The organism is Ekhidna sp. (assembly GCF_965228795.1).
GTDB lineage: Bacteria > Bacteroidota > Bacteroidia > Cytophagales > Cyclobacteriaceae > Ekhidna.
This window is the reverse complement of record NZ_OZ245839.1, coordinates 223,529-249,840: the sequence shown is the minus strand read 5'-3', so window position 1 is coordinate 249,840 and position 26,312 is coordinate 223,529. Positions and strand designations below refer to the sequence as shown.

Genomic DNA, 26,312 nt, shown 5'->3' with positions numbered 1-26,312 from the left:
TAGTTACACTTTTGCAGGCTGTAAGAAAAAATCCCTATGAGACTCTTTGATTTATTATATCGCCAACTAGAAGAAAATCCATTGCCTGACGCTTTTGCCCACAAAGTATTGGGTTTTTGGAAAAAGTATAGCACGGTTGACTCCTTGAAAATAGTGAATCAATTAAGTCAAGGGCTCATTGAGCTGGGGATCAAACCCGGAGATAAAATTTCTATTGTTTCAGAGGGTAGACCGGAGTGGGTGTTCGTTGATTTGGCTTGTCAGCATGTAGGTGCAGTTCTTGTTCCGCTTTATCCCACTCTTAGCACACAGGAGTATCAGATGATTCTAAAGGAATCCGAGGTTAAAATGATCTTTGTTTCTAATGGCGTCACTTTGAAGAGCATTAGCAGTGCGGCTCAAAAAATCGGAATTGATTCAATTTTTGCTTTTAATAAAATTGGCGGAGTAAAAAGTTGGCTAGATGTAATGCGCGAGGGTAAGGGAAAGAATAAAGAAGAGCTGGAGCAGCGAATGAAGGATGTAAGAGCGGAAGATATTTGTACGATCATTTATACTTCAGGCACATCCGGTGCACCTAAGGGCGTGATGCTTACTCATACCAACATTGTAAGCAATGTAATAGAGTCTTCTAAAGTAAGCACCCTTGATAAAGGTAAGGATCGAGCGTTGAGTTTCTTACCGTTAAACCACATTTACGAAAAGGCCGGTATCTATATTTATATCTATAGTGGAATTGGCGTTTATTTCGCAGAAAGCCTGGAGCAAATCGCAGACAATCTGAAAGAGGTCAAACCTCATACATTCAATACAGTGCCACGTTTGTTGGAAAAAGTTTATGACAAAATTTTAAAGAAAGGGAGCGAGCTTTCCACCATTAAGAAAGGCATTTTCAACAGAGCAATTTCACTGGGATTAAAATATGATCCCAATAAAAATCAGGGACCTTTATACAACCGACAGCTGTCTGTGGCAAACAAGCTTGTTTTTAGTAAGTGGAGAGAAGCACTGGGGGGAAACATCAAACAAATTCAATGCGGAGCATCTGCTTTACAACCAAGATTGGCCAGGGTCTTCTGGGCAGCCGGTATCCATGTGCTGGAGGGCTATGGTCTAACTGAAACTTCCCCGGTAATTGCTGCAAACCGAATGGATGCCATTAAAATAGGATCTGTAGGTAAAGTGTATGATAATCTTGAGGTGAAACTGGGAGAAGAAAATGAAATTCTGGTCAAGGGTCCATCTGTCATGAAAGGGTACTACAAAAATGAGGAGCTTACGCGAGAAGTGCTATCGGATGACGGCTGGTTCAAAACAGGCGATGTTGGAAAAATAGTGGACGGTTATCTTCACATTACGGATAGAAAAAAAGAGCTCTTTAAAACCTCAGGAGGTTTATACATTGCACCACAACAAGTAGAAAATAAACTCAAAGAAGCCACTATCATTGAACAGGCGATGGTCGTAGGAGAGGGCGAAAAGTTTCCGGCAGTTTTAATCGTTCCAAATATGGACGAGGTACTTACTAAGCTTAGTGGAACTTACTCACTCATGGACTTTGAGGATATGAGACGAGACCCGAAAGTGAGAAAGCTATTTCAAGATGAAATAGACCGTGCCAATGAAATCTTAGGAAAATGGGCTAAAATCAAAGAGTTTAGACTAATAAGCACAAACTGGTCTCCAGAAACTGGTGAACTCACCCCAACTATGAAGCTTAAAAGGCGAGTTATTTTGGAGAAATACAAGCCTATCCTGGATACCATTTACGCCAATAAGTCTGATTTTGACCTCTCAAAATTTGAGAATATGAAGATTGAGGATATGTCGCTTGAAGAGCTTGAGCAATTTGAAAAAATGGAGTCGCTCTGATCAAAAATCTGGCATAAGATTTGAACTTCTTGCTAAAATAATTTTTGCAATGGGCTTAACAAGACTACTTATGATTGTTCTTCTTTTCATAGGATGTAAAGAAGAGCAAGTAATTCCAACTGCTGAAAATGAAATTATCGTTCAGCACCAGCAAAGTGCTTCTAAAACAATCAATGGAAAGGGCTGGGCGGTCACTTTTCTGTCAATCAAAGAGAATTCTCTGTGTCCTCCAAACTCTGAGTGTATTTGGCAAGGCAGATTGGTTGTTGCTTTGAAAATCAATCAGGAAGAGGTTGAGCTCGGCTTGGGCGATCTCACCACAAATTCCGAAACGGAAATAGCAAACCAAATTGTCATTGGAGGTGTAATGGTTACTTTCTCAGAAGCTCATGATTATACTGATACTGCTAAAACGAAAGTTGTTCTTTCTTTTGAGTAGTTAGCTTTTAAATACCGTTTCTTTTCCTTCGCTCCCATCAAATACACGGATGGCTATCACATCTGCTTCCGCTGTTTTATCACCCTCACTTGAATAGAAATCACATTTTAATACCGTTTTTCTTCCTTTAACTTCAATCACCCGGGCTCTAAGTTCCACTTGTGTATTTGGTGTTGGTTTTAGATACTTGACAGTTAGTGTTCCTGTTGCATAACGATACTCAGGTTCAGAATTAAGTGATCGTCCTTCACGTTTATAGGCATCCGCCATTGCAGTACCCATACAGTGGCAGTCAATTAGAGTAGCCATTATTCCCCCGTTCATCAGGTTGCTCCAACCGTGGTACTTTTCTTCCGAACGCCACTTACAGACAGACTCATCCCCTTCCCAGTAGCTTTTGATTTGTAATCCTTCATGATTATGTCCACATCCAAAACAGACGTTTTCAGGCATATGGTCTTGAAAGTATTTTGACCCGCTCATAAAGCAAAGATGTGATATTTAAATCAATTACTGGAGGTTACCATATTGGTAACTTTTTGATTATATTTGCTTTATGAGAGTAATTGCTAAGAAGATTCTCAGGGAGTTTTGGGCTAAACATGAGGACACTGAGCAGGCTCTGAAAACATGGTACAAAGAAGCTTCTAAAGCGAATTGGGAAAGCCCAAACGATATAAAGAGTCAGTATATAAAAGCAAGTATTCTCAAAAACAACAGAGTGGTTTTTAATATATGCGGGAATAGCTACCGATTAATTGTTAAAATTAACTACGATCGATCATGGGTTTTTATCCGGTTCATCGGCACACATAGTGAATATGACAAGGTGGACGCAGAAAACATATAAGGCATGAAGGTAATAAAAACTGAAAAAGATTATTTAGCAGCACTTAAACAGTTAGATGAGTTGTTCGATGCAGAGGAAAATTCAAGCGACGGAGAAAAGGCTGAATTATTGATGATTTTAATTGAAGATTACGAAGAGCGAAATTATCCAGTTGATCCACCAGATCCCATAGAGGCAATAAAATTCAGAATGGAACAATCCGGCATGAAAAATAAAGACCTTGCTCAGGTAATAGGCTACAAGAGCCGTGTTTCAGAGATACTAACGAAGAAAAGGAAACTTACTTTAAAAATGATAAGAAACTTACATGATAAAATGAACATTCCTTATGAATCTTTAATGACTGAATACTAAGTGTATGTACCATACTCTCGACCTCCATTTCCAAAATTACGAGCATGCCATCGCAGCTTTTCTCATTGAAACCAATGATGGGCCGGTACTCATTGAGTCTGGCCCATACAGCACATTCCCTAGCCTGGAAAAAGGACTGGCAGATCATGGCTTTAAAGTAAATGATGTAAAGCACGTCCTACTTTCCCACATCCACTTTGACCATGCAGGTGCGGCTTGGGCTTTTGCAGAAAAAGGAGCCACGGTATATCTGCACCCTTTTGGCCATGACCACATGCACGATCCGACAAAGCTGGTGGCCTCAGCAACAATGATTTATGGTGATCAAATGGATGCGCTTTGGGGTAAAATGGAAGGCATACCAAAAAAAAATCTGAAGGTAATGGAGCATGATGAGGTGGTTGAAATTGGCGACCAGAAGTTTCGCTCTTTACACACTCCCGGTCATGCCAAACATCACATTGCATGGCACTGGAAAGACACGATCTTCACAGGAGATGTCGCCGGAGTAAAAATTGAAGGTGGGCCTGTTGTGCCTCCTTGCCCTCCACCCGACATTAACCTGGAGGACTGGATGCACTCCATTGACTTAGTGCTTTCTAAAAATCCAAACAGGTTGGTTTTGACCCATTTTGGAGAAGAAATGAACCCGAACATCCATATGCAAGAGCTCAAGGAAATTCTAAATGACTGGGCACAATGGATTAAAGCTAAATGGGAAGCAGGAATGAGCAATGATGAAATCACCCCGGAATTTATGGCTTATACCTCTAAACAACTAAGAGATAGAGGGGTCTCAGATCAGGGAGTACTACAATATGAAGCAGCCAACCCTTCCTGGATGAGTGTGGCTGGATTGGTTAGGTATTGGAAGAAAAGACAATAGAATTCCCAGCCCAGTTAAACACCTTTTCAAGGTAAAGTTTCCCCCATTATACGTGAATGTTTACAACAAATTGAACGTCAAAATAAGTGTTTTGACACCTATTACTTTTAACTTAAGAGTAATACGCAATCATTTTTTTCACACTTTAAACATTTCTTTATGAAGAAAGCTTTACTACTATGCTTTGCGTTCATTGTTTTAGCCTCGCTTGGGGCTATGGCGCAAAGAACAATTTCCGGTAAGGTCACCGATGAAAGCGGTGAGCCTTTACTTGGGGTAAACGTTGTTATTAAAGGAACAACTAACGGTACAACAACTGATTTAGAGGGGAATTATCGTCTTCAGGTTGAAGAGGGTGCTACGCTCGTTTTTTCATTTGTTGGTTTTGAAACTCAAGAAATTACTGTAGGCGCAAGCTCAACCATTGATGTTGCACTTGGAGGTGCAACGGAGCTGGATGAGGTTGTAGTTGTCGGTTATGGAGCTCAATTAAAGACAGAGCTAACCGGAAACATTGCCAAAGTGGACGGAGAAGAATTAAGAAATATGCCTGTTCCGAACTTTGAACAAACACTTCAGGGCAGGGCATCAGGAGTATTTATTGAGAGTTCAAACGGCAAGGTTGGACAAGGCATCAAGGTTAGAATTAGAGGAGCTTCCTCTATCACAGCTGATAGTCAACCTCTTTTCGTAGTAGATGGAGTGCCAATTACAACACAAAATGTGGGTAACCCTGCGGAAGCTGTTTCCAACCCTTTGAGTGATATCAACCCTAATGATATTGCATCTGTGGAGGTCCTAAAGGATGCTTCAGCAGCAGCAATTTATGGGTCACGGGCGGCAAATGGAGTTGTAATTATCACAACAAGATCAGGAAAACCCGGTAAAACGAAATACAACATCAACTATCAAACAGGAGTAAATAGTCCAACCAATAGAAGAGAGTGGCTAAATGCTGAAGAGTATGTTGATTATATTCTTGAAGCTGCAGCCAATTCAGATGAATTGGATGGTGTCCCTACGACAGATCCCAGCTCATGGACTGCTTTTGCAATCGGGAGATTAGATCGATATTCAGGTGGCACTGACTGGAGAAATGCTGAAGTAGATACCGACTGGGAAGAGTTCGCATATAATGATGATTCAAGAACAACCAAATTCGACCTTTCTGCTTCAGGAGGATCTGAAGATACTCGTTTCTATGTGAGTGGAAGCTATACTGATCAAGACGGAATTTTGATTGGTAATGGACTTAAGAGATTAAGTACGAGACTAAACCTGGATCATTCTGCAAATGATAGACTTTCATTTGGGTTTAATAGTGGTTTTATAAGAACCAATATCGATCGTGTATCTGATGATAACCAATTCTCAACTCCGATACAGTTGATAGCGTTGGCACCAATCACTCCTGTTCGTGACAGTGATGGAAACCTTAACGATCGACCGGTTACTACCTATTATAATGGACTCCTTGATCTTGAAGGGGTAACACGAAGAGATGTTACATTCAGGTCGTTACTAAATTCTTATGTAAGCTTTGACATTACAGATGACATAACATTCCGGGCAGAGGTAGGAGCAGATCTACTTACTCAAAATCAAGATAGACGGTGGGCTGATTATACAAATGGCGGAGAAGGGACAAATGGCTATGCTATTTCAAGGTGGGCTCGAGTATTCAACTACAATACAAAAGCATATGTGAATTACAACAAATTGATTAACTCTAACCATTCGATAGACTTCACAGGTGGTTTTGATTTCCAGAAATCAGAAACATCGGTGACCAGGGTAGAAGGCCAAGAGTTCCCGGTTAATGCTCTAAAAACAATGGCAAGCGCTGCTGACATAGCTGTTGGAACTGGAACGTTGACAGAATTTTCGTTTTTGTCATACTTCGGAAGAGTAAATTATAAATTGAATGATAAGTACCTTTTGACTCTGAGTGGCCGTCTTGATGGCTCCTCTCGTTTCGGGGCTAACAATCAATTTGGATTCTTTCCGGCAGCATCTGCAGGCTGGATTCTTTCCGAAGAATCATTCCTTCAAGGAAATGACATTGTAAGCTTCTTGAAGTTAAGAGCTAGTTATGGGATCACCGGTAATGCAGGAATTGGCAACTTTGATGCACTGGGACTCTATGGCGCAGAAGGGTATGCAGGCAATGGAGGTCTTCAGCCAACTCAAATTCCTAACCCTGATCTAACCTGGGAGAAAAACTCTCAACTAGATATTGGTTTTGATTTTGGTTTCTTGAACGATCGGATTAATGGTGAAATAGACTACTATGTAAAGACGTCTACTGATCTCCTACTTTCAAATCCGGTTCCAGGAACTTCAGGATTCAGAATACAGAATCAAAACATTGGTGAACTAGAGAACAGAGGAGTAGAAATCGTGCTGAATGGTGTAATTCTTGAGGGTCCGGTATCATGGTCGTCTTCCTTCAACATTGCTTTCAACCAAAATGAAGTAACTGATCTGGGTGGACAGCAGATTATTGATGGAGGAAGCTCCAGGACAATGAACGTTGTAAGGGTTGGAAGCGCAATTGGTGCGTTTTACGGTGCTGAATATGCCGGCGTAGATCCAGCAACCGGTGATGCTTTGTGGTATTTAAACAACGAAGCTGATCCTAGGGGTACAACCAATAATTTTTCAGAGGCAGAATTTGTGGTCTTAGGAAGCCCTAACCCGGATTATATTGGAGGTTTCAAAAACAATATATCGTGGAAAAACTTTGACTTGAACATCTTCTTCCAGTTTGTTCAGGGCAATATGGTTCATAATGTAGGTGGTGTGTTCCAGTCTGCAGCAGACTGGTTTGACAATCCAAGTAAGGAAATCGCTAACAGATGGAGACAACCAGGCGATATCACTGATGTACCAAAAGCATACTTAGCTTATGGAAATGGGGGACAAGGAAGGTCAAGCAGATTCTTGTATGACGGCTCATATATTCGATTGAAAAATCTGACTTTAGGTTATAACCTTCCTTCAGATATCGCTTCTAGAGCTAAACTTAGCTCAGCTAGAATTTACTTTACTGGAGTGAATTTGCTTACAATCACTGATTATCCACTATGGGATCCTGAGGTGAGCGCAGACTACTTAACGGTAAATGCAGACGGAAGCACGAATAATATTTTCCAGGGGAATGATTTTTATTCTGCGCCGCAAGCGAAAACCTTCACCGTTGGTGTTCAACTTGGATTTTAATCTTAAAAGCGAATAATTATGAAATTACATATAAATAAATTTTTAATTGTTACGGTTGCGCTCCTTGGCTTTACGGCATGTTCCGATGAGCTAGAGCTGGAACCTGCACAATCTATTTCAGAGTCTCTCGCTTTATCCACTCCTGAAAACATTCAAGCTGTTTTAATTGGAGCATACGATGAAGTTGGAGTTGATGACTTGTTTGGTGGCGAAACGTTGAGAAACTCAGAGCTACTTGCAGCAACAGATGAATTGTTATGGGCTGGTACATTCAATGCACCACAAGAAATGTTTAACAAAAACATGGTAGCAGTAAATGGTGATGCCACTGAGGTTTGGCTTGAGGCTTATCAAACAATTAATATTGCAAATAACATACTAAGTGCCCTTGATGTGTTTACTGATCAGGCGCAAGCAGATGTGGTAGAAGGCGAATCTAAGTTCATTCGTGCGCTGATCTACTTCGAGCTGGTAAAGTTCTATGGTCTTCCTTACGAAGCTGGTGGAGGTAACTCTCAGTTGGGAGTACCATTGGTGCTAACTCCAACACGAGGTATAAGTGAGGAGAACAATGTTGGAAGAAGCACAGTGGAAGAGGTATATGCTCAAATTTTGAGTGACTTAAACGACGCAGTGACCAACTTGCCTCCTAGCAATGGAATATTTGCTACTTCAGGATCTGCCCAAGCCCTAAGAGCACGAGTACATCTACAGATGGGTAATTATGCCAGCGCCTTAGCCGATGCAAATGCAGTGATTAATTCAGGAGAGTATCAGCTAGAGATGGGATCTTTTGCTGATGCATTTAATAATGATGCAAACTCAACTGAGGATATTTTTGCAATGCAGGTAAGCTCTCAGGACGGTGTGAATGCAATGACAACTTATTGGGCAACCCCTCAATTTGGAGGAAGAGACGGTGATATTATCATAGAACCTGCTCACCTTGCATTGTATCCAGCAGGAGATGATAGAGGAGCTTTCTTCTACAATGATGGAGGAACGTTTACCAGTAAGTATACCAATCAGTTTGCCAATGTGCCGGTAATCAGATTGGCAGAAATGTATTTGATCCGAGCTGAGTGTAATGTTAGGCTATCCAGTGCCACTGGAGACACGCCGCTTAACGACATCAATAGGTTAAGAACACGAGCTAATGCTCCTTTACTGGCAGCAGTTACAGTTAATGACGTTCTTCTTGAAAGAAGGCTCGAGTTAGCATTTGAAGGCCACAGATTGCATGACATTAAGCGTCTACAACAAAATGTTGGAACGCTTACCTACGATGCACCTGAGTTGGTATTCCCTATCCCTCAAAGAGAGATTGATGCGAATCCGGCATTAGCTAATCAGCAAAATCCGGGGTATTAATAGAACATTATAATCGATAACAAAAAAGGCCTCAGAAGAGGCCTTTTTTTATTTCTTTTTTAATCACAAAGTCCCGGACTGGCGTCACATTCAGATTGTGGTATTGGAAGGACAAATCGATCATCTAATGGATCAAGTCGTGAGCTAGTAATAAACACATTAAGTCCATTCGCAGCTTGTCTTTTCAAGTCATGGAAGATTACACCCTCATATAATAGCTCCCTGTTACGCTCAACAATGATACTGTCGTAAAAGCGATTGGCATCCCCACCAAAATCAGCAATCTGTAAAGCACTTAACCCTGATCGAATACGTACTTGATTGAGATCATTCAATGCGCCAGGGTCGATCACAAAAGGATCTTGTTCAAATCGTGATTCGGCACGATCCAGGTACATTTCTGGCAATCGAATCAAAGGAATCACATCGGTGCTTCTCAGGTATTTTGAAGAGCTGATGCTGTTTGTGTTGACTGCATCCAAATAATACATTTCTTGTACATTGTCTATTTGAGTTGCAGCGGAATCTATTTGTCGCCTTAGATCAAGGTCACTGAAAATCGGATTATTTGCAAGGAAATCAGAGTTTAACGAAGATGGCTGAATTCTAAACGTACTGCCAAAATCATTAAATGAATTGAAAAATGCCGACAGGCCTGAGGTGTTAATACCGGTATTGCTGGCAGGTGTTTGCTGTACTGCCAAAATATCTTCCGAGCTATTAGAAGAATTTGTGAACCCAGCTGTAGGTGCTCCAGCCATTTCATATGGTCCATTAATCACATTGTTAAGAAACGTTTCCGCATCAAAATATTCATTTTTCTGCATGGCAACTTTAGCAAGGTATGCCTGACAAGCATAGTATGAAATCCGGTCATCGTTTGTCTCTCCGGATTGCAAGGCTGAAGATGCAGCATTCAGGTCTGATTCAACCTGCGAATAAATAGCACTGACAGTTGCTTTAGTAGGCGTTACGATTTGACCAACAGAGGTGATGGGTTCTGTTAACAAAGGAATCGCAGGATCACCGGCATTTCCTTCATATTGAGGAGCCCATAATCGAACCATCTCAAAATAAAGAATGCCACGAATAGCTCGAGCTTCACCTTCAATTCTGTCTCTGGCCGAAGCATCCGAAACAACATCCAGGTTAGCTAAAATATCATTTACAATATTGATGGTTTCATATGCTCTTCGCCAATTAGCCTCAACGCGAATGTTTGTTTCTAAAACACTTTTTCTAACAAAATCCTCATAACCCGGAGCATTTGTTTCATCCCAGGATACCTCTAGATTGACTTGCCTGGTTAATAGCGTAGCTATCAGTTTAAAATCTCCGCCAAGCAACTCACCTCCATCGGATCCGTCATTCATTCCGAACAAGTTGTAGTATGCACCATTTAGTGCGCTTTCCATCGATTCCTGATCAACAAGCACATCTCCGCTCAGTGAATTTTCTGCATCTATCTCTAATAAATCATCACATGATAATGTGAACATGGCGATTATAAATAGTGCAATTACTTGCTTCATGACTATTGGTGTTTTCATTAATGCTTTCATGATTAAAATCCGATTTTGATGCCTGACATAAAGATTCTAGGTTGTGGTGCAGTGAAATTATCAATGCCACGACTGATGTTTTGTCCTATGATACCGTCGAGTGGATCAAAGTAACTGACATCCGGATCATACCCGATATAATCGGTAATAGTGAAGAGGTTAGTAGCCCCTATATAAATACTAAAGTTTCTCAATCCCATATTGCTTAAAGTGGCTTCAGGGAAATTATAAGTAAGCGTAATCGTCTTGAGTCTGATATAGCTGCCATCTTCTAACCATCGAGAAGATGGGTTAGGCTCATCCTGAAATGGATTTAACGCCGGGTATGGTGCTTCATCGCCTGGTTCATACCAGCGATCGCTTTCTCGCGACAATTGACCGAGATTCAGTATGCCACTATTCGCCAGAAATTCTCCTGTTGCAAAGTACAAATCAACGCCTCCTACAAATTGGAACATCGTGGAAAACTCCCAGTTCTTATAAGCTATTGAGTTTGTCAATCCACCAAAAAAATCCGGATTAGGGTCGCCAACAACCTGTCTTGGGGCTTCCTCCCAATTATCCGTTGTTCCACCATTTCCGTCATCGTAAAGTGCATCACCATTGCTTGGATCAACTCCAACATAGCGTCGCATATAGAAAACTCCGGCTGGTCTGTTCTCTAAAAATGCATTTACTCCAACTATGGCTTGTTCACCGTCAAGGTCTGTGATCAAATTATCATTGAAGGAGATGTTGAAATCGGTTGTCCATGAAAAGTCAGAGGTATTTACATTGACGGAGCTCAGGTTGATCTCAAACCCCTTGTTTTCCATCGATCCAATATTGTCAAAAATCGTTGACTGTCCGGACGTCTGTGAGACGGGAATTGGAAATAGTAAATCTGTGGTTGTTTTAATATAATAGTCGATCGAACCGGTTATGCTTTTTGCATTAAGCCCAAAGTCAATTCCAACATTAAGTTGTGAGGTGGTCTCCCACTTTAAGTTTTCATTGGAAAGGTTCGCTACTTCGATAGCATCCTCGTCATTATATCTTGTGCGTATATAATTTCTTCGGTATAGGAAGTCATCAACCGGAGCATTTCCCACTAAACCATAACTTGCTCTCAACTTCAGCTGTGACCAGGTATTCGAACCAAATCCACTCATGTTGTGAATGTTCCATCCAGCTGAAACTGCAGGAAAGTAGCCAAACCTGTTATCCTCACTGAATTTGGAACTTCCATCCATTCTTCCGGTAACTTGAAAGTCGTACAGATTATCTATTGAGTAACTCACTCTGGCGTAAGATGAAAGAAATACGTTTGCGTCACCCTGAATAGGCTCATTGAACAACGAAGGATCTGAGTCAGAAAGGGACTCCAAAGTAGAAATACTATTCACATTGGCTTGTCTAAATTCAAAGCTTGTTGTTGATTCCTGGTAGGATCCTCCAACCACAACAGATAATTTATTATTACCACTGATTTCCGGATTATATGTTAGCCAGCCATTGGTTACATAGTTTTCTACCATTTGCTCGCTGATCCTCGACAGTCCGTTAGGAGCTCCATCTAATGTCTCCGGACCTTGTCTCCGCTCTGCTCGTATGTTACTTCGGTCAATTCCTCCGTTTACATCAATCGAGACTTTTTCCGAGAACTTGTACTTGAACCCAAGGCTACCGATGATACTATTATTGGTAGCCACATTATCAGCAAAGTTGATTTCAGTCAGGGGGTTGTATTCAAGGCTTCTCACATTCAGGCTATAATTATCATTTGGGTCGTAGCTATCTGAAGGAGGTAGTACGATTGCCTGAAGTGGAGCCCCCAAATCCTGATCTTCATTGAGCCTGTTGTCTTTCGTGTAGATGTAATTCAGGTTCAGGTTAGAAGAGAGTTTATCAGTGATTTGACTGTTCAATGAAAAGGATCCATTTAAACGGTCAAACTTATTCCCGATAAGTATTCCTTCTTGTGTGGTGTAACCTACAGAAGCGAAATACCCGAATTGTTGAGTGCCTCCTTGAACATCCACATTCGCACGATGCGATGGAGCGTTTCTAAACACTTCCTTCTGCCAGTCTGTATTTGCATTCAATTGACTGTAGAAAGATGGCATGTTGAAAGTGAATGTTTGATTGGATGGATCATCTACAATGGTGATGTCTGTCAACCCGGCATCATAGAAATTATCCAGGAAATCTCTGGTAATGGTGTAGTCTGTTCCATCAATTCGAATTTCAGGACTAATGGTGAAAGGTTCCACACCAATTAAAAATCCTCTTAATATGCTTTCAAATGTTTGAAGCCTGTGCTCATCACCTGACTGTATATCCAAAAACCTAGGTGTTTGACTAATGCCAAACTGATAGTCCAGATTGACCTGCATGTCTCCTGCATTACCATTTTTGGTGGTAATGATGATTACTCCATTTGCAGCACGGGTACCGTAAATAGCTGTTGCTGCAGCATCTTTTAAAATCTCAATAGAGGCAATATTACTTGGGTTTATATTTGACTGATTGCCTGAAGTCAGCGGAACCCCATCAATCACATAAAGTGGCTGATTGGAGGCTGATAATGAGGATCCTCCTCTGATACGAACTTTGGTGCCTTGCCCAAGCTTTCCACTGGAGTTTTGTACAAACAAACCTGCTGTTACCCCCTGATTGGCTTGCTCTAAATTTATCAATGGAGCCGGGCTAACGTTTGCCGCATCAATGCTTGATACACTACTGGTGAGTTCGTCTCTGCTTTGAGACCCAATGCCCATATTGATGTTATCGAGTCCAAGCGATTTCATTTTCACATCAATATTCGTTCGTCCATTTACATAAACACTTTGGACCTGATATCCTTCTGCGCTTATGATTAATGTTTCGAATTGATAATCTAGATCAAGAGTAAAATCTCCGTTTTCGTCGGTGTAAACAGTTGTTGCCGTTCCATCAACTTTAATCGAAGCGCCGGCAATTCCCTGATTGTCTTGATCAGTCACTTTTCCTCGTACAGTGATTTGTGCCGATAAAGAAAATACCAATAGCAGAGAGGCCAGGCAGGTTAGTGTTAGTTTCATGTCTTTTGGTGTGGAAGTTGATTATCCTTAAAAATAGGCAGTTTACAGCTTTGCCTCATAAAAAAAGGGCAGTAATCGATGATTCTGCCCTTTGTTTCGATCTTAACTCGATAAAAGCTATTCGTATCTCAAAGATTCTACCGGATTCTTAGTTGCAGTTCGGAATATTCTGCTTGAAGCAATCGCTATCGCAATCAGCATGAGCATTATAAAAGGAGCCACAACAGTAAATACGCTTATGGCCTGATAAACTGCAAAGATGGAAGCCATTAGCGCATCTATTGCCAGATAGGATAAAACGGATCCTATCATAGCAAAAATGAGTAACAGCCAGAAAAACTGCTTATTCATTAATACAAGAATCTGATTGACGGTAGCTCCAAGCACTTTTCGAACTCCTATCTCTTTTACGCGCTTGATTATATTTAGTGAAACGAGTGTATAAAGGCCGATAGATGAAAGTATCAATGCCAAAGCTCCCAGAAATTTGAACATGGTTGAAATGTTATTATTTACATAGTCAGTACCAGCCAGTTCTTCATCCATAAATGAGGCATTGAATGGCGTGTTGGGTGCCACTTCATACCACTTAGCCTCCATTTTATCGCGAAGCTCTGTTGGATTTACGTCACTTTTGATTACCACAAAATTCATTTCCTCTTTATCAGCAAGCCTAAATGCACATGGCTCTACCGGATCAAAAAAACCATACATGTAGAAATTTTCCATCACACCAACTACCGTGAGTCTGGTGCTATCATCGATTTGCACCACTTTGCCAACTGGGTCTTCCCGTCCAAACTCTTTGACCAATGCCTCATTCATGATGATTGAATTCTCTTTATCAAACTCGTATAGATCTTTCTCAAAGTATCTCCCCTTTGTGAGTTTAAGATCCATTATGTCCTTATAGTCCAGACTGAAGTTCATCATGTCAGATTCTACCTCCTGCTCACCTGCTCGAAGCGTACGCCCATAGGTCCACCAGCCAATGTGATGGGTGGTACCCGTTAGTTTCTCAACTTCGGGCATCTGACTGACCAGGTTTTTAAAACGGTCATACTCGGATTGATTCTCTATTCGAATACCGAGGATGTTCTCTTTCTCAAATCCTACATCCAGGTTGGACTGGTATTCGGCATTGTTAGAAAATGCAAGTGCAGAAATCAATGCGATAATCGTGAGCATATACTGTAGTCCAAGTAGCGTCTTGGAAAACCAATTTGTCCCTCCAAGTGACAAGCTACCCCTTAGAATATTGACCGGCTGATAGGCACTGATATAAAGTGATGGATATCCTCCCGCGATTAATGAGGTGAGCACTAAAAGCCCAATAAGAAACAAGTAAATTTCACTGTCTGAAACGAGGTTTAGTTCCAGGGTAATAAAGTCCCACATCGCACTGTATGCCGGAACCAGGAAGTAAGCAAACCCCAATGCTACAAGCAAAGACAAAAATGAAAGAATCAGGTTTTCACCCATAAATTGGAAGATGAGCTGTTTTCGGTCGCTCCCCATCACTTTTCGAATTCCAATTTCTTTGAGCCGCTTACTGGAGATGGCGATGCTGGTATTGGTGAAGTTGAAACAGGCTATCAGCAACATGAGGAATGCCATGATCATCGGTACAACCACTGCCGGTGGTGGTGGAGGCTGGCTAAGCCAGTTGGCACGAATAGACTCGGCAATGCTGCCAAGGTTTGTTAGCTGGACTGCATAATAGCTTCCGATCTTAAAATCGTCTCTAGCTCTGTTTTGCACTTCCACATAGTTGGCATTCATGTCTTCCATCAGGTTTTGAGGAAAACGGCCGTCTGTCATGACAAATGTTGCAGCTACAAATTGTTTCCAATCAGTATTTTCTACTTCGCGGATTTTCAAGTAATTATCGAAATGCGTGAGTGCACTGAATCGCACGGAAGAATTTTGAGGAATTTGTTCGAAAACCCCACCAACAGTCATTGGATATTGCTTTCCATCTTCGGTGATAATCGTTATGATCTCTCCGGTTGGGTCGACTTCTTCTCCAAAGTAGGTATTGGATGTATAATTGCTGAGAATGATCTTACTCCTATCAAAAAAAGCAGATTCATTTCCGAACTTAAGAGGGAATGTGAACATCTCAAGAAAATCATCTTCAGCAAATGCTATTCCCTGATTAAAGACCTTTAGTTCTTTTTTTAAAACAAGTCCGGATTCAATGTATCGTGAAGTATGTGTGACTCCTGTAATCTTGTCTTTGATTACAGCGCCTAAGGGGAGAGGTGTAATGCCATAAGGCACATTTCGGTCTTGTACATCCTTGTTGATCTGGACTTTATAGATGCGGGTATGATTTTCATGATTCTGATCATACTCCGAAGCAAATTTCCAATTGAGATAACCTACAATACAGCATGCAAGCGATAAGCCCAACCCTATTAAGTTTATGAAAACATAGGATTTGTTTTTTCGGAAATTCCGAAAAGTGATTTTGAAGAAGTTTTTGAGCATAGTCCTGTGAGTTAGTGATTTCAAATAAGCACGAATAACATGCCAAATCACCTAAACGATCTGTTTTTCAATTACTTATGAAAAACCAATCTCCAAGGTTTGTCCGATTTTGCACGCCATTCCGAACACTTTTGAAGCATTCATATACTATAATAGATTCAGAAAATCGTAAGAGGTTGCTTATGCGGTAAAAGAATATGCCCACCATATAAGCACAAATTGCAGAGGAAGGCGCAGTGCCAGCACCCAGACCATCTTCTTTTTTCTGTATCCTTTCATAAAGTGGTAGATGTTGGCTGGATATACAGCAATAAGTAATACGATTATTCCCCAAGCAGCCATTGAGGTGTAATCAGGGATAAGAAGAAGGATACCCAAGATGATTTCAGCGATTCCGCTCCCCCAGTTGATCCATTTTTTATTTCCCAGAAAGGGAGGAATGATTTTTTCATAAAACTGAGGTATGATGAAATGGTTAATTCCGGCCAAGATATAAAGGATCGCCATGACCCAGAGACTGATGGTTTCGATAGACATAAATGGAAAGATAGGAAGTAGTGGGCTCTCAAAAGGTCTGTCATCCTGAATATATGAAGGATCAATGTTAAGTGTTGTGACATTCAAAAAAAGTGAGAGACTTTTCCTTCGTCAGAGTGACATCAAACTTCATGCAAAAAGACCTTTTGAGAGCCCCTTACTAATCCTGATTAGATATATTTGATAAACATCAAATTCAACCCAAACCTATGAATCGAATTCTTACCCTCCTTTTATTAGCCCTAATTTCCTGCACACCTAAAAATTCAGACTCAGCAGCAGTTTCTGATTTAGCACAGCGTGCTGAAAACATCACCATCATCCGAGATGATTTTGGTGTCCCCCATATTTATGGAAAAACAGATGCGGATGCTGTATTTGGTTTGCTATATGCGCAATGTGAAGATGATTTTCGTCGGGTAGAGCGAAACTTTACCTGGGCCATTGGAAGGCTTGCAGAGGCGGAAGGTGAAGAAGCGCTTTACAGCGACTTAAGAGCTAGACTTTTCATGACTGAAGAAGAAGCAAAATCCAACTATGCTTCAGCACCCGACTGGCTGAAAGAATTGTGTGAAGCATGGGCCGATGGGATCAACTTTTACCTGGAAACACATCCCGAAGTAGAACCGAAAGTCATTACCAAGTATGAGCCATGGATGACCATGTATTTCACAGAGGGCTCCATTGGGGGAGATATTGAGCGGGTATCAACTAGAAAGATTAAAGCGTTTTATGAGGGAATGAATGCCAATGAGATAAGCACTTTGAAGAGGTCCTCTCCCTACCCCTCGAGTCGTCGAACCGCTCCTGGAGAGGGACATAAGGCCGCTCATCTCATCAATGGCAAGAAGGCAGACAACTCCCCCTTTGGAGGGGGTCAGGGGGGAGGATCTTTGGAAAAAGAACTCCTCCTCGAAGAGCCGCAAGGCTCCAACGGCTTTGCTATCTCCGGTGACCTGACCGAATCAGGAAACGCCATGTTGCTGATCAACCCACATACCTCATTCTACTTCAGAGGAGAGGTGCATGTGGTCAGTGAAGAAGGACTCAACGCCTATGGGGCAGTAACCTGGGGACAGTTTTTTGTGTACCAGGGCTTCAATGAAAACACGGGCTGGATGCACACTTCCACCGGTACAGACATCATCGATGAGTTTCAGGAAACGATCATCGAAAAAGACGATGGACTGTATTACCAGTATGGAGAAGAAGAACGAAAGGTTGAGATCAAGGAGGTGACGTTAAAATACACGGAAGGTGGTGAAATGAAAGAAAAGACCTTCCCGATTTATCGAACACACCACGGGCCGATCACCCATGAAACCGATGGGAAGTGGACAGCAACTGCCTTGATGTGGAAGCCGGTAGATGCACTGACACAATCCTACACCAGAACCAAGAAGAAGAACCTGGAGGAGTTCCATGAGATGATGGGCATTCGAACGAACTCTTCTAACAACACGGTTTTTGCTGATTCGGAAGGAAACATTGCTTACTATCATGGCAATTTTATTCCGAAGCGAGACGTGCAATTTGATTACTCACAACCTGTAGATGGTAGCAACCCCGCTACCGACTGGCAAGGATTACATGAACTAGACGAGACAATCATTGTCACCAACCCTGCTAATGGCTGGATTCAGAATTGCAACTCCACTCCATTCACTTCAGCTGCTGAGAACAGCCCAAAAAGAGAAGACTATCCTTACTACATGACTTCTTTCCCTGAGAATTTCAGAGGAGTGAATGCCATACGTCTACTTTCTCAAGTCGAAAACATTTCTCTGGATGGGCTGATTGATTTGGGATATAACCCGTATTTGTCAGCTTTCGAAAAAGTGATACCGGGATTGGTTGAAGCGTATGATGCTTTAGGAGAACCTTCTATAAGCGAAGAAATTGAGATACTAAGAGAGTGGGATTTAAAAACTAGTAAAGAGTCCAAAGCGATGAGTTTGGCTCATTTTTATGGGTTGATGCTTTACCGGCATGGTGATATTCCTGATGATTTGAAAGGCTTAGATCGTTTTGAATACTTTGGCACAGACATGCCAATGGGCGAAAGAATAGGGGTTTTTCAGTTGGCTATTGAAGAAATGAAAACCCGATATGGCACTTCGATTATTCCTTGGGGAGAGATCAATCGCTTTCAGCGCATTTCCGGTGCAATCGATGCATCCTTTGATGATGAGGCGCCAAGTATACCTGTTGGATATACCACGGCATGGTGGGGCCATTTGGCAGCCTATGGGATGAGAGGAGATCATGATGCTAACAAAATCTATGGTACACGCGGTAATAGTTTTGTGGCGGCTGTAGAGTTTGGGGATAAAGTGAAAGCCAAAACCATTTTGGCTGGAGGTCAAAGCAGTGATCCAAACTCGCCACATTTCGATGATCAGGCAGAGATGTATGCCAATGGTCAATTTAAAGATGCAGCCTATTACAGTGAAGATGTTGAGGCACGAGCAGAAGAAACGTATGTCCCCGGAAGGCGTAAATAAAATTTTATTCCCGACCTTTATTGTGTCATACAATTATTACAAATGAAACTACTCAAAGCATTACCCCTTCTTTTTAGTCTGATTCTGCTTGTCAACTGCAGCAATGAGAAAGGGCCTGTTCCTATCTCTGACATGCACACGTATGATGTGATCCAAACACAGATTTGGGACACACAGTGTATCAGCTGTCATTCGGCAGGCTCAACGTTTGCAAGACAGTCAGACTTGGTTTTAACAACCGGAGAATCATACGATCAATTGGTTGGACGTGCGCCCAATAATCAAGCAGCGCTGGAAGATGGATTAGAGCTGGTTGGGACAGAAGGTTTACCTAGCCTCTTCAAAAGCTATTTATGGGAAAAAATCAATGCCAATGATCAGGAGCACTTTTACTCTGATCATCCGCTTTATGGAGCGATTATGCCCTTAGGTTCAGATTTTCTAACCAACGGACAACTTGAGTATATCCGAGAATGGATCATTAATGGCGCCCCTAAAACCGGACAGGTGGCAGATGTGGCACTTTTGAATGACGAAACAAGGTTTGAAGAAATCCCGTTTGAGCCGCTACCTATGCCAGAGAGTGGGTATCAGTTTCATTTAGGCCCATTTGAGGTAGCTGCAAATACAGACCGGGAGTTTTTTTATTATGAACCGGCTGTCTCTGAAGAAGATATCTACGTCAATCAAATTGAAATATCAATGCGCCCGGGCAGTCATCATTTCATTTTCTATTCCTTTGATGATGAAACACCTTCCATCTCTTATCCAGAACCCCTGGAGATACGGGATTTGTATGATGAAAACCAGCAGCCTATCACAAAAAATTTGCTTCCGCTGTTGTATCATGAATTTATAGCGGGTACACAATGGCCGAGAATGAACTATCACTACCCTGAAGGAGTAGCCTTAAGAATAAAGGGAGGCAAAGGTCTGGATCTGAATACTCACTATGCAAACCGCTCGGATAACGTAATGACAGGTGAAGTGTATGGAAACTTGCATACCATTCCTGAATCTGAGGTGGAACATGTAGCAGAAATTTTAAATCTAAATAATCAATCTTTTGTTCTTCCTGCCGGGCAAGTAACCACCATTAAAAAAGAATACTTCTTCAATAAGGAGATCAACATTTTTCAACTGTTTTCTCACGCTCACGAACACATGACAGAGTTTAAGGTGTATCATGTAGGTGGCAATAGAGATGGGGAATTGATCTATATTTCTTATGACTGGGAGCACCCACCTATTCTTGAGTTTGATCCTCCGCATGTATTGAGAGCAGGGGAAGGTTTAAGGCTTGAAGCGACTTATGATAACTGGGAAAACAGGGATTTGAGATTTGGACTAAGAAGTACGGACGAAATGATGATACTCTTTGGGGCATATTATTGAAATTAAATCAGCAGACTATGAAAACACTCACCTCAATTTTTACGGTTTTACTAACAATTCAACTAAGCGCGCAATCATTGATTGGTGCATGGGAATGGGTAGAGACCAGAGAAGATGGTCAAAAGGTAAAAGGAGTGGTAACGTTCACTGAAGGCTATCAGGCAGCCGCATGGTTTGATGCAGAAACTGGGGCTTTCATAGAAACCAATGGTGGTAGCTGGACGCTAAATGGAAATACAATGACCGAGGTGCCGGAATTTCATACCAGTGATACTTCGAAAATTGGAGTTCCACGATCATTCGAAATCGAATTTGATGGAAATGACAAGATGCGAATCGTTGGAACGGAGAACTGGGCCACTCGCGTAGATGATGGAACACCGGGAGATCTCAATGGCGCATGGTTGATGTCCGGGAGGAAGCGTAACGGTGAGATTCAGGAACGAGATACCAACCGTCCACGAAAAACGATGAAGATATTATCAGGCACTCGATTCCAATGGATTGCCTACAATACAGAGACAAAGCAATTCATGGGTACAGGCGGAGGCATCTATACTACAGTAGATGGTAAGTACACGGAGAATTTAGAGTTTTTCTCCAGAGATGATAGTAAAGTGGGTATGAGCTTGGAATTCAATTATGAACTCAAAGACGGCAAGTGGCACCACTCCGGCAAAAGCAGCAAAGGCGATCCGATCTATGAGATTTGGAGCAGGAGATAATAGATGCTTTTAGAATGAGTTAGACTTCCTTTCAACTTTATCTTGTATTCTTGTGAAGTGAAGTGATAGCTTAAAAAGGAAAAGATAATTGCCATAATCGCTCAAGGTAAATATCCGATTGTCTTTCAAAGAATCTCTTTTCACAAAATCATTGTCAACATTGAAAATTCTATCTAGAAATACAATCGATTCCTTTAATGATTGACCTTTTTCAGGGAGATAAAATATCTGCGTGATTAATTGCTTTTTAATAGCTTCGATGTGACTTTGTAATCTAACGGAATCTATTTTGCCTTTTAAAGCAGATTTATATTTATCTAAGCTAATTATAGGAGCGTAAACGATTTGGCTGGGAAAATTTCTTACATTTTCAGTTGCTAGATCACAGGTATTTGAGAATATCATCCCATTTACATTTTTCTTATCAAGCGTTTTGAGGTTTACAGCCAATAGGTCCTTTAATCCGTCACCTTGATAAATTATTTTGGTATCCCTCAAATAGTCTGAATATAATCTTTCGTCTATATTATTTGGAAAGCCTTTAAGGCTCGAAAAAAGTTGTTTTTCTGATTCTGATGAAAGATACTTCGGAAGATATATTTTTAGATCATCAAAATTCATATCAGATCCCAAAAGCGATCATTGATCAACTTTTGAATCTCTGGATCAATGTCTCTTGTTGATGTCACAATTTTCTCAGAGAACGACTTTATATCAGAAAACTTAGACATATCATGATTGTCTTTAGCTGCAAAATTACCTTCCCAATAATCAACTTCTAAATTTTGATATCGTGCTATTGAGATTGGCTGTGATTCACTGTAGGACTCAAAATCGATTGGAGCAAGGATTGCGGTTCCTAGAGCAGCCAAAATCAAATTGGCACTATTTACGTTGTTAGAGTTAGTTCCCTTAGTCATCGTATGTTGGTTTTAGTGATTTCAAAAAATCACTTTTCAGCAAATTAAAGAAAATTTCCTTTTCCGTTACGTGGGCTAATTCAATTTCATCTTGATATATATCATTAAAGTCGCCATTCTCGTACGCTTTAAACGTATCTATGTCAATAATGGATCCAGTTTCTTTTGCGTTATCTATTGTTCTAGTTGCATTATTTGAAATCTGAACGGTATTATGGAAGTTTTGTTTTTCAATTTCAGTTCTAACGAGGGTGTTTTTCGGTGTATGGGTTTGGTCTTTAATTGCAATTGCCAAATCTATTTCTTTAAAAATATCAATTTCAAAAAAGTTGATAAAACGTAATCCCAAGCGAGTAACCTTGTCAACAGTACCAGAATTTAAAACACAATCAATCACATAGTTTATCTTTTTTGAATATTGAGTCCATCCAGGATATGGAATAGGAGAACCAATAACAATAACATCTGGACCTATCTGGACGGCATAGCCATCCCCCGAGCTAATTCTATAATGTGCTTTATATTTAAAATTTGGATCTTGATCTCGCAATTGTTCAGGTAATTGAAGAATTGGAAGTTTTTCAACGTGAGGAAACTCTTTCTTTAAAGAGTTGAATATTAAACCGAAAACGGCATTAGGAAAAATTGAGCTTTCGAACCTTAGCTCTACGACACTGTCGACTATTGGACAAACTTCAATTTTCTTTGGAATTTTCATTTATTCAAATTTATTCAATCTTCTGTAAGTATCCGTCTAAAGATTTTCTAACCTCATCCCCAACCTTAATCCTCCCTGATTCCAGCGCCAAGGCATTCACACCAAAAATCACTTCTTTGCCTTCTCTACGATAGGTAGCTAGTGTTTTGAGCGGTTCACTTCCTTTTTTCCCGGTTTCCTGATCTACCGTTGTGAAGACGCATCGCTTGCATGGGTGAGTGACGTGGAACTTTACTTCACCGATTTGAATGTCATTCCAATTATCCTCCTCGTAAGGTTGACTTCCTTCGACGACTATATTCGGACGGAAACGATTCATCGGTAGGTTCACTTCCATCCTGGAGTTGAGGTCATCAAGCGATGATTGTCCAATAATTAGATAAGGATACGCATCAGCGAAGCTGACATTATCATTATTGATGGCCCGATCAGGGTTTACCGGACGAGATCCATCTTCCGGCATAAAAACCAGTTTGCAGGACTCACCGGCAATTATTGAAAACCACTCATTGATATGTTTTGGAGCTTCCAACGCATCCACCTGATCATCCCAAATAGTTACCTGAACACTGTTTCCATTTTTAAGCGTCAAAGGAATCTTGAGGTCGGACATGTCGCGGTGTGTTGCGATGATGCTTTCATTAGATAATGAAACACCTATTTGAGAAAGATGTGGGTGTGTTCGTTGCGTGACGTGACCATTTTCTTCGTTTACCAACATCCATCGCCGGTCATATCTGAACCCTTTTTCCATCACCTCTACCTCCTGAAGGGAGATTCCTTGAAGCGATTTGATAGGATAGATGTATAAATAAGAGATGTTCATTTGGATTGATAATATTAAGCAATTATCACTATAGACCTAAAGAGGGACAAATTGTAGTGCCTATTTTATAGGTTGTTTGAGAAGAGATCAATTAAAGGGATTTTAGCTTTTGATAGAATTCTTTTCTCTCTTCTGGCGAATTATAAAGAAGCCACCTTCTGGCATTTTCAACTATAAATCTAGGAACAGGGTCAATATGAGATTGAATTGGGAAGGGTCTATTTAAATCACTTCTGGCATAAATTTCATGACCTCCAGAGGTTCTAATCTTTTTACAACCTTCTGATTTCAGAAATTTTCTGAATTTTTTGAGCGGAATGTTACTTGGATTGGCCAATTAAGCAACTGCAGGTACAGAAACATTAATTGACTCCTTTCTAAAATTATGATCATTTATAATTTCTGAAAGGTAATCTCTCTTTTTAACCATGTCAGACATTGCAGGTGGAACAAACTTCTTCTTTTTGGCTCTTTTCCACCCTAGTTTGGCTAACTCTAATTCAATGGTCTTTTTGTTAATGGTATATTTTAAGAATTCCTGAATTGCTACAATTAAGGATTTGGCTGCCTCATCTTCTGAATGGCCGTATCCGCTAACATCAAAAACAGGGCTGTAGTAGATTACAGTATTGTCCTCTTGGATTATAAAAACAGGAACATTATGAAAATCTGCTCTATTTTTTCCGTCAAAGTAATTTCCGTCAGCTTTTAAAGGAGCTTTCATTTCGATGGCTTTGAATTATCTGCTAAATTATGATATAACAACTCTAAGAAACAAACTTTAGTTTATTTAGCCCAATTATCCCTCAGCGTTATCGTCCGATTAAAAACCAGATTGTCTTCCGTTGAATCCTCATCCACCCGGAAGTATCCGATTCGTTCAAACTGCATTTGATCACCAACCTTAGCTTCTTTCAAAGAAGGTTCAACTACAGCATTTTTGTTGACATTCAGTGAATCAGGATTCAAGTGGTTTTTGAAATCATCTTCAATCGTGTTCAGATTTTCGGTCTTGAACAGGCGATCGTACTCACGCACTTCCACATTCACTGCATGTGGTACGGAAACCCAACCCAATGTTCCCTTTACTTTCTTGCCACTGGTATCCTGTCCGCTGCGTGTTTCCGGATCATATTCTGCATAGAGTTCTTCAATGGTGCCATCGTCTGCCTTTTTGTACCCGGTGCATTTGATGATGTAGGCAAACTTCAAGCGCACCTCACGATCAGGCCCCAATCTATACCACTTCTTAGGGCTTGGTGGGTCTTCCAAAAAGTCAGCCTGATCCACATAAATCTCCCGGGTAAAGGGCATTTCTCTGGTACCAGCAGATTCGTCACCCGGGTTGTTTACGCCTGTCATCATCTCCACCTTATCTTCCGGCCAGTTGGTGATGATCACTTTTAGTGGATTCATGATCCCAAACACTCGGTTGGTCGTTGCATTCAGGTCTTCACGCACGGCATGTTCCAGCACTGCAATGTCTGTGATGCCATCTCTTCTGGCTACTCCAATGGTGTCAGCAAATTTCCGAATCGAAGCAGGTGTAAATCCTCTTCGTCTGATCCCTGAGAGCGTCGGCATCCGTGGATCGTCCCATCCATTCACATGACCCAGCTCTACCAGTTCCCGTAGCTTTCGCTTACTTACGATCGTATAGCTCAGGTTTAATCGTGCAAACTCCGTTTGCTTGGAAGGAAAAATTTCTAACTCTTTGATAAACCACTCATATAGCGGCCGGTGAACTTCAAACTCCAATGTACATAGTGAATGGGTCACACCTTCAATGGAATCAGATTGTCCATGTGCAAAGTCGTATGTAGGGTAGATGCACCACTGGTAGCCAGTTCGGTGGTGAGGCAGTTGCTTGATACGGTACAAGATCGGATCGCGCATGTGCATGTTGGGAGAGCTCAAGTCGATTTTTGCCCGTAGCACCTTCTCACCGTTTTTGAACTCACCCGATCGCATGCGCTCGAACAAATCCAGATTTTCTTCTACTGATCGATCTCGAAATGGACTGGGCTTGCCTGGTTGTGTTGGAGTGCCTTTAAGCTTGTTGAATTCTTCCTGGGAAAGGTCATCTACGTATGCAGCGCCTTTTTTGATAAGTTTAATAGCCATCTGATATAGCTCCTCAAAATAATCTGAGGCGTAATACTCACGATCTTCCCAGTCGTAACCCAACCACTTAATGTTGGACTTGATGGAGTCTACATATTCCGTTTCTTCCTTCTCAGGGTTGGTATCGTCAAAACGGAGATTGCACTTCCCATTGTATTTCTCTGCAAGTCCGAAGTTGAGGCAGATGGATTTGGCATGACCAATGTGGAGGTATCCATTGGGTTCAGGAGGGAATCGGGTTACAATCGAATCGTACTTTCCTTCCTTCAGATCTTTTTCGATCATCTGCTCGATGAAATTCAACGGTTTTTTTGCCTCGTCCATAATTTGAAATTAGGGTGCAAAAGTAGGGCAATGATTAGTCAAATTCTAAGAGTTGTAATTGATCTCATTATTAGGGAGGGTTTTTACAAAAATGACCGTCCTATGATGGAGTGAACAAAAAAACAATA

Annotated in this window: 21 protein-coding genes; 10 read left to right on the top strand and 11 right to left on the bottom strand. The window is 41.1% G+C overall.

Annotated features, from left to right (window positions below):
* Positions 1-36 precede the first annotated feature (36 nt).
* Together ACQK2H_RS01000 and ACQK2H_RS00995 are read left to right on the top strand one after the other, a co-directional pair.
* A complete protein-coding gene (locus tag ACQK2H_RS01000; protein ID WP_425389611.1) occupies positions 37-1,872 on the top strand; it encodes an AMP-dependent synthetase/ligase in 1,836 nt (611 codons plus the stop codon).
* Positions 1,873-1,921: 49 nt separating this feature from the next.
* The gene (locus ACQK2H_RS00995; protein ID WP_425389610.1) at positions 1,922-2,311 is read left to right on the top strand and encodes a hypothetical protein; all 390 of its coding nucleotides are present in this window, start codon (positions 1,922-1,924) and stop codon (positions 2,309-2,311) included.
* On the opposite strand, the gene ACQK2H_RS00990 is transcribed toward ACQK2H_RS00995, so the two are convergent.
* Positions 2,312-2,794 (bottom strand): PaaI family thioesterase, encoded by a 483-nt coding sequence (locus ACQK2H_RS00990; RefSeq protein WP_425389609.1) that lies wholly within the window; start codon positions 2,792-2,794, stop codon positions 2,312-2,314.
* A 73-nt stretch (positions 2,795-2,867) separates the two neighbouring features.
* Here ACQK2H_RS00990 and ACQK2H_RS00985 point away from each other — a divergent pair, with 73 nt between their 5' ends.
* From ACQK2H_RS00985 to ACQK2H_RS00965, 5 genes are all read left to right on the top strand, one after another.
* The gene (locus ACQK2H_RS00985; RefSeq protein ID WP_425389608.1) at positions 2,868-3,161 is read left to right on the top strand and encodes a type II toxin-antitoxin system HigB family toxin; all 294 of its coding nucleotides are present in this window, start codon (positions 2,868-2,870) and stop codon (positions 3,159-3,161) included.
* A gap of 3 nt (positions 3,162-3,164) precedes the next feature.
* The gene (locus ACQK2H_RS00980; protein WP_425389607.1) at positions 3,165-3,515 is read left to right on the top strand and encodes a helix-turn-helix domain-containing protein; all 351 of its coding nucleotides are present in this window, start codon (positions 3,165-3,167) and stop codon (positions 3,513-3,515) included.
* A gap of 4 nt (positions 3,516-3,519) precedes the next feature.
* On the top strand, positions 3,520-4,401 hold the full coding sequence (locus ACQK2H_RS00975; RefSeq protein WP_425389606.1) for an MBL fold metallo-hydrolase: 882 nt from the start codon (positions 3,520-3,522) through the stop codon (positions 4,399-4,401).
* A gap of 159 nt (positions 4,402-4,560) precedes the next feature.
* The gene (locus ACQK2H_RS00970; RefSeq protein ID WP_425389605.1) at positions 4,561-7,623 is read left to right on the top strand and encodes a SusC/RagA family TonB-linked outer membrane protein; all 3,063 of its coding nucleotides are present in this window, start codon (positions 4,561-4,563) and stop codon (positions 7,621-7,623) included.
* A gap of 18 nt (positions 7,624-7,641) precedes the next feature.
* Positions 7,642-8,994 carry a RagB/SusD family nutrient uptake outer membrane protein gene (locus ACQK2H_RS00965; protein WP_425389604.1) on the top strand — a complete coding sequence of 451 codons (1,353 nt, stop codon included), beginning with the start codon at positions 7,642-7,644 and terminating at the stop codon, positions 8,992-8,994.
* Positions 8,995-9,053: 59 nt separating this feature from the next.
* Here ACQK2H_RS00965 and ACQK2H_RS00960 read toward each other — a convergent pair whose 3' ends face one another.
* The 4 genes from ACQK2H_RS00960 to ACQK2H_RS00945 form a co-directional block, all read right to left on the bottom strand.
* Positions 9,054-10,526 carry a RagB/SusD family nutrient uptake outer membrane protein gene (locus ACQK2H_RS00960; RefSeq protein ID WP_425389603.1) on the bottom strand — a complete coding sequence of 491 codons (1,473 nt, stop codon included), beginning with the start codon at positions 10,524-10,526 and terminating at the stop codon, positions 9,054-9,056.
* Between the two features lie 32 nt (positions 10,527-10,558).
* On the bottom strand, positions 10,559-13,618 hold the full coding sequence (locus ACQK2H_RS00955; RefSeq protein WP_425389602.1) for a SusC/RagA family TonB-linked outer membrane protein: 3,060 nt from the start codon (positions 13,616-13,618) through the stop codon (positions 10,559-10,561).
* 117 nt (positions 13,619-13,735) lie between these two features.
* Positions 13,736-16,111, bottom strand: a complete 2,376-nt coding sequence (locus ACQK2H_RS00950; RefSeq protein ID WP_425389601.1) for an FtsX-like permease family protein — start codon at positions 16,109-16,111, stop codon at positions 13,736-13,738.
* Between the two features lie 180 nt (positions 16,112-16,291).
* Entirely contained in the window at positions 16,292-16,648 is a 357-nt protein-coding gene (locus tag ACQK2H_RS00945) for a DoxX family protein (protein WP_425389600.1), read from the bottom strand.
* 209 nt (positions 16,649-16,857) lie between these two features.
* Here ACQK2H_RS00945 and ACQK2H_RS00940 point away from each other — a divergent pair, with 209 nt between their 5' ends.
* The 3 genes from ACQK2H_RS00940 to ACQK2H_RS00930 are packed head-to-tail and all read left to right on the top strand — an operon-like array spanning position 16,858 to position 21,272.
* Entirely contained in the window at positions 16,858-19,152 is a 2,295-nt protein-coding gene (locus tag ACQK2H_RS00940) for an acylase (protein ID WP_425389599.1), read from the top strand.
* A 42-nt stretch (positions 19,153-19,194) separates the two neighbouring features.
* Positions 19,195-20,547 (top strand): hypothetical protein, encoded by a 1,353-nt coding sequence (locus ACQK2H_RS00935; RefSeq protein WP_425389598.1) that lies wholly within the window; start codon positions 19,195-19,197, stop codon positions 20,545-20,547.
* Positions 20,548-20,564: 17 nt separating this feature from the next.
* On the top strand, positions 20,565-21,272 hold the full coding sequence (locus ACQK2H_RS00930) for a membrane or secreted protein (RefSeq protein WP_425389597.1): 708 nt from the start codon (positions 20,565-20,567) through the stop codon (positions 21,270-21,272).
* Between the two features lie 9 nt (positions 21,273-21,281).
* On the opposite strand, the gene ACQK2H_RS00925 is transcribed toward ACQK2H_RS00930, so the two are convergent.
* From ACQK2H_RS00925 to ACQK2H_RS00900, 6 genes are all read right to left on the bottom strand, one after another.
* On the bottom strand, positions 21,282-21,905 hold the full coding sequence (locus ACQK2H_RS00925; protein WP_425389596.1) for a hypothetical protein: 624 nt from the start codon (positions 21,903-21,905) through the stop codon (positions 21,282-21,284).
* Entirely contained in the window at positions 21,890-22,192 is a 303-nt protein-coding gene (locus ACQK2H_RS00920; protein ID WP_425389595.1) for a hypothetical protein, read from the bottom strand. The genes ACQK2H_RS00925 and ACQK2H_RS00920 overlap by 16 nt, the downstream gene beginning before the upstream one ends.
* On the bottom strand, positions 22,185-22,910 hold the full coding sequence (locus ACQK2H_RS00915; protein WP_425389594.1) for a TIGR04255 family protein: 726 nt from the start codon (positions 22,908-22,910) through the stop codon (positions 22,185-22,187). The genes ACQK2H_RS00920 and ACQK2H_RS00915 overlap by 8 nt, the downstream gene beginning before the upstream one ends.
* 10 nt (positions 22,911-22,920) lie before the next feature.
* Positions 22,921-23,736, bottom strand: coding sequence for an MOSC domain-containing protein (locus ACQK2H_RS00910; RefSeq protein ID WP_425389593.1), 816 nt, complete (start codon positions 23,734-23,736; stop codon positions 22,921-22,923).
* Between the two features lie 337 nt (positions 23,737-24,073).
* A complete protein-coding gene (locus ACQK2H_RS00905; RefSeq protein ID WP_425389592.1) occupies positions 24,074-24,460 on the bottom strand; it encodes a hypothetical protein in 387 nt (128 codons plus the stop codon).
* A gap of 62 nt (positions 24,461-24,522) precedes the next feature.
* Complete coding sequence (locus ACQK2H_RS00900; RefSeq protein WP_425389591.1) at positions 24,523-26,184, bottom strand: glutamine--tRNA ligase/YqeY domain fusion protein; 1,662 nt, start codon at positions 26,182-26,184, stop codon at positions 24,523-24,525.
* Positions 26,185-26,312: the final 128 nt, after the last annotated feature.